Source organism: Pantoea sp. BJ2 (assembly GCF_040255075.1).
Classification (GTDB): domain Bacteria; phylum Pseudomonadota; class Gammaproteobacteria; order Enterobacterales; family Enterobacteriaceae; genus Pantoea; species Pantoea leporis.
Window position 1 is genome coordinate 3,510,172 of record NZ_CP158292.1, and the last position, 17,128, is coordinate 3,527,299.

Below are 17,128 nucleotides of genomic sequence, written 5' to 3' on the forward strand. Positions count from 1 at the left end.
TGTCATTTAAATACAATTATTTAGTGATAATTATCACAAATAATTGCTAACCAGGCGGGAATGCGCCGTGATGGCCATTGTTATTATTATCACAAAAATGGACGCAAAAGTGTACTCTCAGCTTTATCAATGTAGCTAATCAGGCGTAAGGCAGCGTAAATGCAGAATCTGTTGGGGTGAGAATCAGGCAGGCAAGGCGAACAGCTGCTGGCTGTTATGCCACAGCGCATCGGCGATCTCTTCAGGGGATTCGCTGCGTAACTGACACAGCACGTCAAACACATTGCGCGCCCGCTCCGGACGATTGGGCTGGCCCTGAAAACCGTGCAGCGGCATATCGGGCGCGTCGGTTTCCAGTAATAACGCCTTGAGCGGCAGGTTGGCGATGGTGTTGCGGGTTTTACTGGCGCGTTCATAGGTGATAGTGCCGCCAACGCCAATGGCATAGCCAAGCTGAATAAAGCGCTCCGCCTGCTGGTGGCTACCCGCAAAACCGTGTACCACGCCACGACGCGGTAAATCGTGACGACGTAAATGCAGCGCTAATTGATCGTGGGTGCGGCGCGAGTGCAAAATCACTGGCAGATCGTGCTGCTTCGCCAGCTTGAGCTGCTTATCGAGCAGCCGCGTCTGTTTGGCAAATTGCGCATCGTCCATATAGAGATCGAGACCGATCTCGCCGATCGCCACACGCTTGCTATCGGGCTTTTTCAGCCAGCGCGCTAATTCATCAAGGTGCGCATCTTCCTGATGCTCAGCAATATTGATTGGATGCAGGCCCAGCGCGGCATACAGCGCCGGATGCTGCTGCGCCAGTTGCGTCACAAGCGCGAAACGGCTGGCATCCACGCTCGGTACAATGATGCGTTCCACGCCGGCCTGCGCAGCGCGCGCGATGCTGGCGTGCGCATCATCAACGAACGGCGGGAAATCGAAGTGGCAATGCGTGTCGATAAACTTCATGCCAGCGAGCCTTTATCAAAATCGGCATCGTTTTCCGCCAGCGCGGGCGTAATCAGCGGGCGATTGTCAGGCGCATTCGCCACCGCTGCCGGCGGCGTAACCGTGGTTGAACGCACCAGCGGCTCAGCATCACTCAACCATTGACCAAGCGTGGCGAGGAAATAGCGCCCGCTGCGGCGACCTAAATGGTAATCCTGATTCAGCGATGACAAGCGGCTGCCAAGCGCCATGCTCGCCAGCGGTTTTGGCGGACAGATTTCGATGATGCGCAGATTATCCGGCGGCTGCTCGATGAACTGCTGAATCTCGCGATAGCTCTCTTCATGCTGATGCAGGATGTTGATCATCGGCTGCAATGCGCTGTCGGACAAAAAGCGTTCCATGCGTTTAAACCACTTCGGCGTGTAGGACACCTGCGAGGGCACGGTGCGGATCACCACAATGGTATCCGCGCCACGGCGCGCAGCTTCGCGTACCGGAATCGCATCGCTGATGCCGCCGTCGAGATAGCTGACGCCATCCATCTGCACGCCGCTGCGGTAAAAACCGGGGATCGCGCTGGACGCTTTTAGGATGTCGTGCCAGTTGGTGCTGATCGGGTTGAAGTACTCGGCGCGGTAATCATCGCTGCGGCAGGCGCACATATAGAATTCGCTGCCTTTGGCAAACAGCCCTTCGGCGGTATTGAGCGCCAGCGGGAATTCCTGTTTAGTGATATCGATCAGCCAATCGAGATCGATAAGATGCCCGCCGCGCACGAATCGTAGCGGATCAAAGAACAGTTTGCTGGTGGTGTAACGGGAGATCACGCGTCGCGCGTAGCCAGGCTGGCCACAGACAAAAGCCGACAGGTTTTGCGCCCCGGCCGAGGTGCCGAGTAACAGTTGAAAAGGATTGAAGCCTGCGCGTTGAAATTCGTCCAGCACGCCTGCGGTAAAGATGCCGCGCTGACCGCCGCCTTCGCACACCAAGGCAATTTTATTTGATTTGAAAGGAGTTAAAGCCAGCGGTTCGAATGAACCTAATGTCAACGGAATACGTGTGCCCAATGGATGTCCCTCAGTGTTGCTTGCTCTGAGGGAGTCGCCGAAGCAGCATCCCGGAGAACCAGTCATTGTCGTTCCCTGACCAATTGCTTCTGCAATCGTTGCGGCTTCGTAGTATGCCGCACAAGACCGGTCTCCGCTTTAGGTGACTCGCGGGTTAGCGTCTATTGAGACGCAAGTAGTCAGGGTCGTTTGCGCCCGGTAAACAGGCTCACGAGGAACAGAATAATACCGACAATGAAGACAATTTTAGCTGCCCATGCTGCCGTACCCGCCAGACCGCCGAAACCTAATGCCGCAGCAATCAGAGCGATGACCAGAAAGATAATACCCCAACGAAACATAAGCCTCTCCTTTACCATTGTGAAAATCGAACTGCTTATTTACACCTTTGTTTTTATTACGAAACGGCACCTGCTGGTGCCGAGTCGCTCGCGTTAAGATTTCACCTTCAGGTCATTCTTCACGCTTTTCACGCCTTCAATGGCTTTGGCGATCTTCTCAGCACGGTCGGACTGTGCCTGATTCGCCACTTCCCCTGATAACTGCACCACGCCGTCGGTGGTTTCAACCTTAACGTTGCGTGATGGCACGATATCATCTGCTAAAAGCTTAGCTTTAATTTCGCTGGTGGTTGCGGTATCGCCCGCATAACCTTTCAGAGAAGCATTTTTGCTGTCTTTAACGTGTAGTTTGTCGCTGACGGATTTCACACCTTCGACTTTCTGCACCAGCGCGACGGCTTTTTCAGCCTGATCCTGAGAAGCCACGAAGCCGCTCAGTGTCACCACGCCATCGTGCGTTTTGACGGAGATATCCGTACTTTTAATTGCGTCATCATCCACCAGCGCCGCTTTGGCTTTAGCCGTGATGCCGCTGTCATCCATATAGCCATCGACTTTTTTCATAGAGCTATCGATCTTCGCACCCGCGCTGTCGGAGGTTTGCTGTGCTTTCTGCGACAGTGATTCATCTGCAAACGCCGCACCGCTCAGCAGAGCAGAACCGGCCAGGGCAGCAATCAGGGTTTTAGCAATCTTAGTCTTATTCATCGATATCATCCTTCTATCAGTTAACTCATCCGTTATCGCGGATGCGCCAGCAACGAACGGCGTTGCTGAGTTACTGGACGTAATGAAACCCGAAAGGTCTCTTTTCTCGTCCGACAGGATAATAGTAGTAGGGATTACAGCTTTTGCTGGCTCTTGTGGTTGATATATCGCCAAAAAGAGAAAAAAACAGCGGAATTAGGAGGAGTCTGTAACAAACAAAACAGGGCCAGTGAAAATCACAGGCCCTGCTGGCAACGGCGATTAGTGCTCGCGCGTTTTGCGGAATCTCACGTCAGGATAGCGTTCCTGAGTGATGTTGAGGTTCACCATGGTTGGCGCGATATACGTGAGGTTATCACCGCCATCGAGCGCCAGGTTCACTTCATTTTTACGCTGGAAATCGTCGAATTTCTTCGCATCATCACACTCAACCCATCGAGCGGTTGAGACGTTGATGGCTTCGTAGATCGCTTCAACGTTGTATTCGCTTTTCAGGCGTGCCACCACCACTTCGAACTGCAGCACACCGACCGCGCCCACAATCAGATCGTTATTGTGCACCGGACGGAACACCTGCACCGCGCCCTCTTCCGACAGCTGAACCAGCCCTTTCAGCAGCTGTTTCTGCTTCAGCGGATCGCGCAGACGGATACGGCGGAACAGCTCTGGCGCGAAGTTCGGAATGCCGGTGAACTTCATGTTTTCACCCTGCGTAAAGGTGTCGCCAATCTGAATGGTGCCGTGGTTGTGCAGACCAATGATGTCGCCCGGATAGGCTTCTTCTACGTGCGAACGGTCGCCGGCCATAAAGGTCAGTGCATCGGAAATCACCACATCTTTACCGGTTCGCACCTGACGCAGCTTCATGCCTTTTTCGTACTTGCCGGATACCACACGCATAAAGGCGACGCGGTCGCGGTGCTTCGGGTCCATGTTTGCCTGGATCTTAAACACGAAGCCGCTAAATTTCTCTTCCTTTGCTTCCACCAAACGCGCGTCGGTGTTGCGCGGCATTGGACGCGGCGCCCAGCTAACCAGGCCATCCAGCATATGATCAACGCCGAAGTTACCCAGCGCGGTGCCGAAGAACACCGGCGTGATTTCGCCACTCAGGAACAGCTCCTGATCGAACTCGTGCGAAGCGCCCTGCACCAGCTCCAGCTCATCGCGCAGCTGCTGTGCCAGATCTTCGCCTACTGCGGCATCCAGTTCTGGATTCGCCAGCCCCTTAACAATGCGCACTTCCTGAATGGTGTGGCCTTTACCGGTTTGATACAGGTAAGTTTCGTCGTTGTAGAGGTGATAAACCCCTTTGAACAACTTGCCGCAGCCAATCGGCCAGGTAATTGGTGCGCAGGCGATCTTCAGCTCACTCTCCACTTCATCCAGCAGCTCCATGGGATCGCGGATGTCACGGTCGAGTTTATTCATAAAGGTGATGATTGGCGTATCGCGCAGGCGCGTCACTTCCATCAGCTTGCGGGTGCGATCCTCAACACCTTTTGCGGCGTCGATCACCATCAAACAGCAGTCAACCGCCGTCAGCGTACGGTAAGTATCTTCAGAGAAGTCTTCGTGTCCTGGCGTATCCAGCAGGTTCACGAGGCTGTCGCGATACGGGAACTGCATCACCGAGGTGGTGATGGAGATACCACGTTGTTTCTCCATCTCCATCCAGTCCGATTTCGCGTGCTGGTTGGAGCCGCGGCCTTTGACGGTACCGGCGGTTTGAATCGCCTGTCCGAACAGCAGCACTTTTTCGGTGATTGTGGTTTTACCGGCGTCCGGATGCGAGATGATCGCAAAGGTACGGCGGCGCGCCACTTCTTCTAAAAAGGAGGCATTAGACATTGAGTGAATTCTTCTTCAAGGGCAACACGCGGACAGCGCGCTGCGAATAAATCGTTTCGAGGTCATTCCGCAGGATAAAGCGGCCAATGGCGACGCAGTGGCGTCGGTTCACAGCAAGAGGTGTGCGATCTACATTGGCGGCAGTCCTGAATCCCGTCAGCATTGAGGCGGCATAGCATACAATATTTCGCAGAAAGGGGGAATCGGTGCCCTTAATGGCCCTCACCCTAACCCTCTAATCACCCCAACACCCGCACCACTGCCGCCTTGAAGATCTTCACGCCAATCTCCAGCGAGCTCAGCTCAAAGCGCATCTCAGGATGATGTAAACCCGGCACCAGATTGGTTCCCAATCCCCAGAAACCGGCTTTCACCTGCGGGTTTTTCACCGGGTAATAGAAGAAATCTTCGCTGCCCGGCGTGGTTTTGGTATCCAGCAAACCGGCTTCGCCCAGCACGTCGACAATCGCCGCGCGAATCACCGCCGTAGCTTCCTCATGAATTTCTGCCGCCGGCATCTCTTTTAGCACCACCACGTCGGCCGTGGCACCCAGCGCCGCCACGCTGTGCTGAATCGCCAGCGTGACTTTCTCTTTCAGCACCGCCATTGGCGCGTTTTCCTGCGAACGCAGATCCCACACCACGCGCGCCTCATCCGGCACCGAGTTGGTCACGCCCGCATCGCACAGAAAGCGTGTAGCTTTCACGCTCCAGGTCAAACCCGGCGGCAGATGGATGGCGTTGACGGCCTGTACCGCTTGCACCGCCGCATCCAGCGCGTTGACGCCCAAATGCGGACGCGCCGCATGCGCCGGTGCACCTTTGATGGTGGCTTCCAGCGTGCTGCAGGCAGAGTAAATCACCGCTGGCGTCGCCTGTCCCACATGACACTCTTCCAGCGGACGCACATGGAAGCCGAGAATCATCTCCACATCCTCCAGCGCGCCGCCCTCAATCATCGCCAGCGCACCCGCACCGAGCTCTTCCGCCGGCTGGAATAGTAGCTTGAGCCGCCCTTTCTTGATCGCGCCCTCTTTCATCAGCTCTTGCGCTGCCGTCAGCACCACCGACGAATGGCCATCGTGGCCGCAGGTGTGACGCGCACAGGCTACGCCATCAATGATATGGCCGAGCGCATCCATATCCGCACGCAGCGCCAGCACCGGACCGGGCACGCCGCTGTCGATTTCCGCCACCATGCCGGTGGTGTTATTGATGCCGCGCGTCACCTTAATTCCGGCGCTCTCCAGCTGATCGGCAATATAAGCAGAGGTTTTAAATTCCTGAAAACCCAGTTCGGGAATTTCATGCAGAAAATGGTAATGCTCTAAGACGTTCGACACCGCTAAGCTCCTGACAAGTAAAGGCAAGCCTCAGCATCGCCCGATGCGCAGCTATAATCAATCCAGCGTGAATGAAAATTAGTCAAAAGTGAGAACTCCTCGCATTCAACATGTGGAATAATTCCATTTACAATCAATAAGATAAATTCAACCTTTTTGCGAAAAACCCTTCACAAAAAAGTATAGATTGATGCATAATTCGCCGTACTTCACCTGACAAATTAAAAAGGACTCAGCCATGTTAACTGCTGAAATGACCTCGCGTTTAAACGACCAACTGAACCTCGAATTCTTCTCTGCCAACCTCTATCTGCAGATGAGCGCCTGGTGCTGCGATAAAGGCTATGAAGGTGCCGCCTCATTCCTGAAAATGCATTCTCGCGAAGAGATGCAGCACATGCAGAAGCTGTTCGATTACGTCAGCGATGCCGGCGCTTTGCCGGTGCTGGGCAGCATTGCGGCGCCGGCGATTAGCTGGAATTCACTGAACGACGTGCTGGAAGAAGCGCTGAAGCATGAGCAGCTGATTACCAAAAAAATCAACGAGCTGGTGCACACCGCCTTAACCACCCAGGATTACTCAACGTTCAACTTCCTGCAGTGGTACGTTGCCGAGCAGCATGAAGAAGAGAAGCTGTTCAAAACCGTGCTGGATAAACTGGCGATGGTCGGCAACAAAGGCGAAGGCCTGTTCCTGGTGGACAAAGATCTCGGCCACATGTCCGTCGACGGCCACGGCGCATAATAATAAAGATTACACACAGCAAAAATTGAGAACGCCCGACATGTCGGGCGTTTTTTTATGTAGCGGCACGATCAATGGCGCGAATCTATTCCAACTCTTTCAACCGCAACTCCGACGGCTGCGGACGACCAAAGAAATAGCCCTGAAATAGCGTACACCCCTCTTCGCGCAGCTTCGCAAACTGCTCGCCGTTCTCCACGCCTTCAGCGGTAATTTGAATATCGAGGCTGCGGCTCATGCCGGTAATGGCGCGGATAATCGCCAGCGCCTCGCGGCTGTCGCCCATATCGTTGATAAACGACTTATCGATTTTGATTTTGTCGAACGGGAATGAACGCAGATAACTGAGCGACGAGTAGCCGGTGCCGAAATCATCCAGCGCAATCTGCACGCCAAGCGTTTTCAAACTCTGCAAGGTGCGGATATTACCGAGCGTGTCGTCCAGCAGCACTGATTCGGTGATCTCCACTTCCAGCCGATGCGGCGCCAGCCCGGATTCCCGCAGCGCACCTTCCACCACCGACACCAGCGAGCTGTTTTTAAACTGCAGCGGCGACAGGTTCACCGACACCGATTGTTCGGTGTTCCAGCTCTGCGCTTCGCGGCAGGCTTCATACAGCGCATAGGCGCCGAGCATGTGAATCAAACCGGTCTCTTCAGCGATCGGGATGAAGTCGTTCGGCATGATCAGCCCTTTGATCGGGTGATGCCAGCGCATCAGCGCTTCATAGCCGATGATGCCCTGCTCGTTGGTAATCGGCTGATAGTAAAGCTTGAGCTGACGACCAGAAATCGCATCACGCAGATCGTTCTCAATCACGCGACGGCTGCGCGCCTGATTGTCCATCTCAATGGTGAAGTGTTCGAAGCGATTACGGCCATTACGTTTGGCTTCGTACAGCGCCATATCGGCGCAGCGCAGCATATGCTCCGGCGTGTTGGTGGCCTGCGAGGTGAGCGCGATGCCAACGCTCAAGCCCACCGACAGATTATGCCCTTCAACGTTGATCGGCGGACGAATCGCCTCGATCAGCCGCTGCGCCACCACCGCTGCTTCATCGGCAGCACGAACATTGGGTAACACGATGGCAAACTCATCGCCGCCAATGCGCGCCAGCGTATCGTGATCGCGCAGCGCGCTGCGCAGGCGTTTCGCGACCACGCGCAGCAGGTCATCACCAATCTGGTGGCCGAGCGCATCGTTGACGTTTTTGAAGTTATCGAGATCGAGACACAGCGTGGCGCTGACCTGGTGGTTCTGACTATCGACGCGCAGCGCTTCACTCAGCTTCTGGCGGAACAGCACACGGTTCGGCAGGCTGGTGAGATTGTCGTGATGCGCCATATGACGAATACGCGCATCGGCTTCGCGCTGATCGGTCACGTCCTCGACAATCAGCATCACGTAGTTCTGACGCATATCTTTGCCGCTGATGGTGGTGGCACGCGTATGCAGAATGCGCTCGCCGCCCGCCGTCAGCAGCAGCTGTTCGCGCGAGTGGATGCCTTCGCTGCGCAGCGCCACATCCGCCAGACTGTTGAAGTAATCACCCAGCTCCGCCGACATACATTCGTGCGGGCGCTTGTGCATGATCAGCGCTTTGTTAATGCCAAACAGCTGCTCAGCTTTGTCATTCACCATCAGGATTTCACGGCTGATGGCATCTTCAACGATCACGCATGAGGGAATATTGCTGATGATGGTGTCGAGAAAACCCGACAGCTCCGACATTTTCGCGCTCTGCGACTGCGCCAGATCCCGCGCGCGCAGCAGTTGCTGCTCGTTCTCACGCCGTTCGGTGATATCGCGGGTAATTTTGGCGAAACCGATCAGTTTGCCGCTTTCATCATGAATCGCTTCGATAACAACGTGGGCCCAAAATGCCGAGCCATCTTTGCGGTAGCGCCAGCCTTCATCTTCAAAACGCCCGGTTTTCAACGCAATGCCGAGGTTAGCTTCGGGCGCATTGGCATGACGTTCCGCTGAACTGTAAAACACCGAGAAGTGCTGACCGACAATCTCGTCAGCCAGATAACCTTTAGCGCGCTGTGCACCGTTGTTCCAGTTCACCACGCGGCCCTGCACATCCAGCATATAGATGGCGTAATCGCGCACGCCTTCCACCAGCAGACGGAAGTTCTTCTCCTGCTCGTGTTGTTTACGCAGCAGCGCCTGTTGTTCGGTGCAGTCGCGGGTGATTTTGGCGTAGCCAATCAGCTTGCCGGCATCATCACGAATCGCGTCAATGATGACATGTGCCCAAAATGCGCTGCCATCTTTGCGGTACCGGTAGCCTTCGTCTTCGAAACGACCGGTTTTGAAGGCGGTGGTGAGATTTTTTTCCGGGATATGGTTTTTACGATCCTGGGCGCTGTAGAAGCGTGAGAAGTGCTGTCCAACAATCTCTTCGGCAACGTAGCCTTTCGCGCGCTGTGCGCCTACGTTCCAGTTTTCCACGTTGCCGTCCAAGTCGAGCATATAGATGGCGTAATCACTGACGCCTTCCACCAGCATGCGAAAGCGCTGTTCCTGCTCGCGCTGTTTGCGCTGCTGCTCTTGCTGCTCGGTGCAGTCACGGGTGATTTTGGCAAAACCCAGCAGCTCACCAAACTCATCGCGGATGGCGTCGATCACCACATGCGCCCAAAATGCGCTGCCATCTTTACGGTAACGCCAGCCTTCGGTTTCAAAGCGCCCGGTTGCTGTTGCGGTCGCCAGTCCGCGCTGCGGCGCGCCGTTTTTACGATCGTCTTCGCTGTAGAACAGCGCAAAATTCTTCCCTACGATTTCATCGGGCGTGTAACCTTTGGCGCGCTGCGCGCCGCTATTCCAGTTCGCCACTGTGCCATCGGGTTTGAGCATGTAAATGGCGTAATCCACCACGCTCTGTACCAAAAGTCGGTACATGACGTCAGAGTTATTATTCATTGTTATTCGCCTATTGCTGGGCTGGTATCGTCGAAACTTAAGAAAATTCTTAATTATCATGCAGACTTAAGCGCAAATACGCAGCGCTGACAAGCGCTATTCATCCGCAGACAAATGTTGGTAGGTATGTTATCGGCAGTGGCGAGAAAATGTTCAGTAGGATACTTCACAAATCATCATACGTTGACGGCAGGCTGGCGTTACGCTTGCCACGGTAAAATGCCGTGCGGCAAGCGTCGCGTCAGGCGTGTGGCAACCGCCATTAATAAGCAAACCACCACAATCATCAGGCAGCCCACCGCCGCCGCCAGCGACGCGGATCCGCCTTCATCAAGGAATACGATGGTCGGTCCGATGGTTTGCGTTTGCGAGGTGACCAGCAGCACCGAAACCTGGATTTCATTCAGCGCGGTGAGAAACACCAGCACGCTGCCCGCCAGCGCCGAAGGTGCCGCCAGTGGCAATAAGATGTCGCGCATGCGGCGCAGAAAACCGGCGCCGCACAAACGTGCCGCTTCATCTAATGCCGGTTCCAACTGGGCGAATCCGGCCAGCGTTGGGCGCAGCACCAGCGCGAGGAAGTTCGCCAGATAGGCGGCAAGGATGATCCACACAGTGCCATACAGCGAGACATTGACGATCGGCAGCGGACGCAGGAAGAACAGCATCGCCGCTACGCCGGTGACAATGCCCGGCAGCGCGTAAGTCAGTTCACTCGCCAGCCACAAACCGCGCACTAATTTGGTTCGCCGCCAGCTGAGGAAATAGGCGAGAAACAGCGCGCAAACCGTTAAAATCAGCGCCGCCAGCGTGGTCAATCCGAGGCTGGTGAGAAACGCCTGTCGCACCGCCGGATAACCCCACAACGCGGCGCAGAAGTTCTCCAGCGTCAGCGTTTGCCAGCTCAGCGCCTGGCCAAAACCGCTGGTGAGCGCGGTGATCAACAGCGCGCTGAGCGGCAACAGCAAGGTCAGCGCCATCCACAGCCAGGCGACGCCCTCAACCGCCATACGCCCGCGCCCCAGCGATTGCTGCCACAGGCGCGGTGCACCGTTGACGCGCACATCATGGCGTCCGCCCAACCAGGCGCTGGCCGCCATGCCCGCCAGCGTAATTACCGCAATCAATAACGCATACACCGCGGTGTTTGGCAGCGCGCTCGCACCAATGCCGTTCAACTGCTGATATACCAGCGTGATCAGCGTTGGCACGCGCGCCGGAATCCCCAGCATCGCCTGAATACCGAAGTTGCCCGCCGCCGCAACGAAGGTCAGCGCGGCACCGGCAAAAATCGCCGGGCGCGCCAGCGGCAGCACAATGGTGAACAGGATGCGCGCGCGTGACGCACCGCTGGCCTGCGCCGCTTCCACCAAATCGGCGGGCAAGCGGCGCAAACCGGCGCGCACGGTGAGGAACACCAACGGCGCATTGTGCGTGCCGAGCAGCAGCACAATGCCGGTTAAGGAGTAGAGCGGCTGCTCGCCGGGCGCAAACCACGGCAACTCCAGCGTGGCGAACAGCAGCGCCAGCGGACTGCTCGGAGCCAGCGCCTGCAGCCAGGCCAGCGCCGTCACCTGCGGCGGAATCATCAGCGGCAGGATAAACGCAAACACCCACGCGGTTTTGGCGCGCAGATCGCTAAGCGCCACCAGCCACGCAGCGGCGGTGCCGAGCACCACGGAAATCAAAGTAGAACTGAGCGCGATGAGCAACGTATTGGCGCTGGCGATCAACACGCGATCGCTCGCCAGCAGGCGCGTTAAGCGTGCGATATCCGGCACGCCGCTGGGCGCAATGGCGGTCCACACCAGCCGCATCAGCGGCGCCACCGACAGCAAACCAATCAGCAACACCAGCAGCGCCAGAATCAGCCGTTCGCTGTTAACGCGCGGCGCTTTGCGCGTCACATTGCGCCATTCGTTGCTCAACACGCTCATGCTTAGCCACCAAACAGCGCGGTGAACCGATCGCGCACTGCCGCATCTTCTTTGATCGCTTTCGCCACGTCCGGCGACAGCAGCTTGATTTTATTGATCGGCGTGAAACCTTCCGGTGCTGAGACGCGATCATCCACCGGACGGTTGCCCTGCTCGACCACCAGCTTCTGGCCTGGCTCGGAAAGCATAAAGTTAACGAAGGCTTTGGCGGCCGGCAGGTTGTGCGCGGTTTTCATGATGGCAACCGGTTCGGTGACATATGACACCCCCTCTTTGGGATAGACCAGATCCACCGGCGAACCCTTTTTCTTCGCCAGAATCACGTCGGCGTCGGTGATGATGCCGTACTTATCCAGCCCGCTGGCGACCGCCTTCAGCGCCGGGCCGTTGCCGCCCTGCGGCGCGATGCCGATGGCCGCCAACTTTTTGTAGAAGCTCCAGCCAATCGATGGCGTGTTGATATCGGTGTGCAGCTTGTAGAGCGCCGCGCCGGAGTAAAGCGGGCTTGGTACCGCAATCTGCCCTTTGTTGGCTTCCACCGCCAGCGCGTTCCAGCTATCAATCGGCTGCGCATGCTGGGTGTTGTAGGCAATTACCGTGGCGATGATTTTGGTGCCGAAGAAGGTTTTGTCTTTGTCGTAAAACGATGGATTGATGTGGCTAAGCGGCGCATCGCTGTAGCTGTAGAGATGGTTTTCGTTTTTCAGCGCGCCGAGGTTGATGGCGTCGGCAATCAGCAGCACATCCGGCTTGGCTTCGCCGCTCATCATTTCGGTGCGCAGCACGTTCATTAACTGCGTGGTGCCGTTGCGCGTCCACTCGACCTGCACATTGGGATAGGCGGCTTTAAACGCATCCATGGTTTGCTGGGCAATTTCGGGTGCCTGCGAGGTATAAACCACCAATTTCCCTGCTGGCGCCTCGTCGGCAAAGCTGGCGGCAGAGATTACGAATCCACTGGCTAACATCAACACGTTTAACGTCGTACGCATAGCATTTCCCTGAAGGTTTAGAAGATTAAGAAGGAAGAATCCAGCCGTCACGCAGCGCCACACCCACGGTGGCGTCGACAACGGGTAAAGGCTGATCGGCCAGCAGCAGCGTGATGCTGCATTCGGGCGCGGCCAGCGGCGTCACGTTGAGCTGATAGTGGCCGCCGCGGTAGATCACCCGCTGCACGCGCGCGGCAAACTGTGGTTCGCCCGGCGCGGCTAAGTGGAAATCGACTGCGTGAAAACTGGCTTGCGCCTGCGGCTGCGGACGCTGATGCGGCGCGCAGCGTAACGACACGCGCATACCGCACAGCGTGGCATAAGCGCGGCCCTCGCCGAGCGGTTCGATATCGCTGATCGGCAGCACTTTGCCGTCGTCAATAAAGCGCGCGACCATGGCGTTCGCCGGTTCGCGCCACAGCGTTTGCGGCGTGGCGAACTGCATCACACGGCCGGCATCCATCACCACGATGCGATCGGCCAGCGCCATCGCTTCATGCTGATCGTGGGTAATGTAGAGCAAGGTGGCGTGACTGTGATGATGGAAGCGGCGGAACTCCTCTTCCATGGTGGCGCGCAGGTGGACATCGAGGTTGGCGAGCGGCTCATCGAGCAGAACTAAGGTCGGTTGCGCCACTAAACAGCGCGCCAGCGCCACGCGCTGACGCTGACCGCCGGAGAGATCGGCGGGACGACGGGCGGCGAACGCTTCCAATCCCACCAGCTCCAGCGCCTGCTGCGTGCGGCGCTCGCGCTCGGCACGCGCGACGCCGTTCACTTTCAGACTGTAGGAAACATTTTCCGCCACCGTCATATGCGGCCATAGTGCGTAGCTCTGGAACACCACGCCAAGCTGACGATCTTCCGGCGGCAGATGCACGCCCGGCGCAGCGAAGCAGCGTTCGCCCACGTGGATCTCTCCGGCATCGGCGGTTTCAAAACCGGCCAGCAGGCGCAGCAAGGTGGTTTTGCCACAGCCCGACGGGCCTAATACGGCGATAAATTCCCCCTGCGCAATCTGCAGCGAGATGTCTTGTAATACCGGCTGCGCCGCAAAGGATTTGCGCAGCCCGCGCAGTGTGATTGATGCCATGTTTCTGGCCTTTCGCTAACCGTCCGGCTAAGACCCTACGACACTGTGATGACGATTCCATGACATTGCAGCTGGTCGCCCTAAATGGCGTAATGCTTGTCTGATAATCAGCGCGCTGACATCGCAGGGGTATCGCCCGCTAAGCATCCAGCCGTCTCAGAATGCCTGGCTTGGTTTTTCGAGAGTCTGCATTTATGCGCATCTGGTTGCCATGAATGGCAATCCCAGCGGATGGATAGCGATTTTGAGTTAAGGATACGCACCACTGCTGCAGCGCGGGTGTTGGGGCAACATCCTAACCCGCTGAACGAATGAGAGATTCCAGGGCGAGCCGCAGGGATGCGGCGAGAGGCGGCGCTGAGCAGGAGCGAATCGCCGCCGGTCCGTCAGGAATCGTGAATGAGTGAAGGCACCGCGAAGCGGCGGGTTGGGCTGGCGCAAGGCCCGGGAGTGCAGAGGGCGCGGCCAGGCGTCCTCTGCTCGGTCGCCGCACCGAAGTGCTGCAACTGCCCAGGTTCAAGGCGAACGAAAGCCGCTCCGTGCTTAACTAAGCGGCATGACGCGATTCACAGATGCATGCCGATATAACGCTCATAACGCGCGGGCTTCACCCGCGTGAGATCCACCAGCACTAAGCCATCAATACAGTTATTGAAATCGGGATCGCTGCCGAAATCGATAAACTGCACGCCACCCGGCTCGCACACCTCGGAATATTGCTTGTAGAGCGTGGGAATGGCGGTGCCGAGATTCGCCAGCAGATGTTTCAACCGGCGTAAATCTTCGCTGTAATTATCGCCGCTGAACTGCGCCAGCACTTCCGGTAACGAGGCTGGATAAGGGCGGCGTGAAGTCGCCAGCGGCAGTTCGGTAGGGAAATAGAGACGATAGAACGCCACCAGCAGATCGCGCGCCGCCAGCGGCATGCCGCCCGAGATCGAGACCGGACCAAATAAGTAGCGGGTTTCGGGATATTTAGCGATGTAGGCACCAATGCCCATCCACAGATAATCGAGGCCGCGTTTGCCCCAATAGGCAGGCTGAATAAAACTGCGGCCCAGCTCCAGCCCCTGATTGATGATCGGCAACATGCGCTCGTCATAGTGGAACAGGCTGTCGCTGTAGATGCCTTCCAGCCCACGACGCTCCAGCTGCTCGGCGCCCGGAATAAAGCGATAGGCACCGACGATCTCCAGCGCATCGTCGTCCCACAGAATCAGGTGATAGTAATCGTCATCGTATTTGTCGAGGTCGCGACGCCGCCCGCTGCCCTCACCCACCGCGCGGAATGCCACTTCCCGTAAGCGCCCGAGCTCACGCAGCAGCGGCACCCAGCTGGCACCGTTGCGTCGCCACAGGTAGATCTGCTTGCCATCCGGCAGCGTGCCGAGTCGCTCGCTCTCCATCAGCGCTTTTTTCAGTTCGGCGCGATCTTCCGGCCGCGCAATCGCCGCTTCGGTCTGAAACAAGCCGCGTCGTCCCTGACCAATGCGATACAGATGTTTGCGCAGCCGCTTCGCCAGCTCTTTGCCCGGCGTGTGGCCATCATGCCAGTTGGCAAACGGGATCTGTTCGCCGATGTGCAACTTAATGCGCGAACCGCGCTGACGAAACATTTCGCGTACCAGCATCAGTAACGCGAGCGGCGAGGCAATTTTTGCGGCGGCGTAAAATGCCAGGCTGTTGCGCCCCACCACGTGCACCGGCACGATGGGCGCGCGAGCGCGGGCCGCGAGGCGTAAGAAGCTGTGATGCCAGTGACGATCGCGCACGCCTCGGCTGGAAAGGCGCGACACTTCACCCGCCGGGAAGATAATCAGCACGCCCTGATTATCGAGATGCTGCTGCATGCGCGTTAGCTGTTCGCGGCTGGTACGGTTGCCCATGTTATCCACCGGCAACATCATGTTGTTGATCGGCTCCAGCATCATCAACATGCGGTTGGCAACAATTTTCACATCGCGTCGCACCTGCGAAACCGCCGCCAGCAATGCTAAACCATCCAGTGCACCGAGCGGATGGTTGGCAACTATCACCACCGGGCCACGCGTGGGAATCTGCTCCAAATCGCGCTCGCTCAGTTCACAGCGCACATCAAGATGCTCCAGTACCTGCTCCACCATATCCACGCCTTTCAGATGACGATAGCGGGCGGCAAACGCCTGGAATTCATGTTCGCGAACGGCCCATTTCAGGGCGCTTTTCTGCCAGTTTGCCGGTTGATGACCTGGCCAGTAGGTATCGAGAAGCTGATCAACGGAAAACATCATTCACCTTTTACACGCAGCGGTTTATCGCTTCGACGTTAAAACGGCTTGTTTTCAGATTTATGACTGCAGCGTCGTGAGAGCCTAAAAAGCAGCCACTTGCATTGTTCTTGCGCATAAAAAACAAAAACTGACCTTAAAACCCCAAATTCAAGACATGACTTAAAGCTTATTGTTAAGCAGCGTGAATTAATCTGGTCACACCAGTTAAATTGTTTGTTAAAGGGTGTTTTAACTTTGCGTTTATTTTTTATTTTTTCCTCTGGGCTACACATATGATTCATTCGGTATTTATTGTTGATGACCATCCGTTAATCTGTACGGGCATTCAGGCATTACTGCAGTCATATCACTACGCCATTGCTGGCACTGCTAATAAAAGCGATCTGTTAATAACCGAGCTGCATAGGACACGTCCGGACGTTTTACTGCTCGATCTCACCATGCCTGGACGCGCTGGCATTCCGTTGATTACGGACATCAAGCGCGCGTTGCCAGACCTCAAAATCATTGTTTATACCGCTTCAGAAAGCCTTTTTTATCAACGATGTTGCTTGCAATTAGGCGTGGAAGGCTATGTGTGTAAACGCGGCAATTTAGACACTCTCCTTACCGCAATAAAAGAGGTGGAATGTGGTAAGCGTTTTTATCCGGTAACGGAGGAAGCGGCCGAGGTAAACGAGTTAATTGAGAGTGAAAAATTGATGAGCCTGACGCGCCGGGAACTGATGGTATTGGTGAAACTGGCGTCGGGAATGACAAATAAAGAGATCGCCTCACAATTACAACTCAGTAGTAAAACGGTGAGTACCTATAAAATAAAAATCCTGCGTAAATTAGGTTTAAAAGGGATTAGTGGCATTAATATGACAGCAAAATTGAATGAGTTGGTGTGAAAGATCGGGTCGCC

At 56.2% G+C, this 17,128-nt stretch carries 13 protein-coding genes; 2 read left to right on the plus strand and 11 right to left on the minus strand.

All coding sequences use genetic code 11. The features are described from left to right. Positions 1–183: 183 nt before the first annotated feature. The 6 genes from AAF463_RS16130 to AAF463_RS16155 form a co-directional block, all read right to left on the minus strand. Positions 184–963 carry a TatD family hydrolase gene (locus tag AAF463_RS16130; RefSeq protein WP_350261110.1) on the minus strand — a complete coding sequence of 260 codons (780 nt, stop codon included), beginning with the start codon at positions 961–963 and terminating at the stop codon, positions 184–186. Next, positions 960–2,012 (minus strand): DUF6363 domain-containing protein, encoded by a 1,053-nt coding sequence (locus AAF463_RS16135; RefSeq protein ID WP_110867276.1) that lies wholly within the window; start codon positions 2,010–2,012, stop codon positions 960–962. Before AAF463_RS16135 ends, AAF463_RS16130 begins: the two co-directional genes overlap by 4 nt. Before the next feature lie 179 nt (positions 2,013–2,191). After that, complete coding sequence (locus tag AAF463_RS16140) at positions 2,192–2,353, minus strand: DUF1328 domain-containing protein (protein WP_007893192.1); 162 nt, start codon at positions 2,351–2,353, stop codon at positions 2,192–2,194. 93 nt (positions 2,354–2,446) lie between these two features. Beyond that, a complete protein-coding gene (gene osmY / locus AAF463_RS16145; protein WP_101761824.1) occupies positions 2,447–3,061 on the minus strand; it encodes a molecular chaperone OsmY in 615 nt (204 codons plus the stop codon). A 261-nt stretch (positions 3,062–3,322) separates the two neighbouring features. Next, on the minus strand, positions 3,323–4,912 hold the full coding sequence (gene prfC / locus AAF463_RS16150; protein WP_101761823.1) for a peptide chain release factor 3: 1,590 nt from the start codon (positions 4,910–4,912) through the stop codon (positions 3,323–3,325). A gap of 239 nt (positions 4,913–5,151) precedes the next feature. Continuing rightward, complete coding sequence (locus AAF463_RS16155) at positions 5,152–6,255, minus strand: amidohydrolase (protein WP_210081135.1); 1,104 nt, start codon at positions 6,253–6,255, stop codon at positions 5,152–5,154. A 238-nt stretch (positions 6,256–6,493) separates the two neighbouring features. Between AAF463_RS16155 and ftnA the strand changes: the two genes are divergently transcribed. Next, on the plus strand, positions 6,494–7,000 hold the full coding sequence (gene ftnA / locus AAF463_RS16160) for a non-heme ferritin (RefSeq protein ID WP_137386484.1): 507 nt from the start codon (positions 6,494–6,496) through the stop codon (positions 6,998–7,000). Between the two features lie 85 nt (positions 7,001–7,085). On the opposite strand, the gene AAF463_RS16165 is transcribed toward ftnA, so the two are convergent. From AAF463_RS16165 to AAF463_RS16185, 5 genes are all read right to left on the minus strand, one after another. Further along, complete coding sequence (locus tag AAF463_RS16165) at positions 7,086–9,929, minus strand: bifunctional diguanylate cyclase/phosphodiesterase (RefSeq protein ID WP_192412104.1); 2,844 nt, start codon at positions 9,927–9,929, stop codon at positions 7,086–7,088. Positions 9,930–10,129: 200 nt separating this feature from the next. Further along, a complete protein-coding gene (locus AAF463_RS16170; protein WP_350261111.1) occupies positions 10,130–11,866 on the minus strand; it encodes an iron ABC transporter permease in 1,737 nt (578 codons plus the stop codon). Between the two features lie 2 nt (positions 11,867–11,868). Then, positions 11,869–12,834: an ABC transporter substrate-binding protein gene (locus tag AAF463_RS16175; protein WP_350262006.1), complete on the minus strand. Its 966-nt coding sequence runs from the start codon at positions 12,832–12,834 to the stop codon at positions 11,869–11,871. A gap of 49 nt (positions 12,835–12,883) precedes the next feature. Next, positions 12,884–13,951, minus strand: a complete 1,068-nt coding sequence (locus AAF463_RS16180) for an ABC transporter ATP-binding protein (RefSeq protein WP_192412107.1) — start codon at positions 13,949–13,951, stop codon at positions 12,884–12,886. 566 nt (positions 13,952–14,517) lie between these two features. Next, positions 14,518–16,218: a lysophospholipid acyltransferase family protein gene (locus tag AAF463_RS16185; protein ID WP_350262007.1), complete on the minus strand. Its 1,701-nt coding sequence runs from the start codon at positions 16,216–16,218 to the stop codon at positions 14,518–14,520. A gap of 275 nt (positions 16,219–16,493) precedes the next feature. Between AAF463_RS16185 and AAF463_RS16190 the strand changes: the two genes are divergently transcribed. Further along, the gene (locus AAF463_RS16190) at positions 16,494–17,114 is read left to right on the plus strand and encodes a response regulator transcription factor (protein ID WP_101761815.1); all 621 of its coding nucleotides are present in this window, start codon (positions 16,494–16,496) and stop codon (positions 17,112–17,114) included. Positions 17,115–17,128 lie beyond the last annotated feature (14 nt).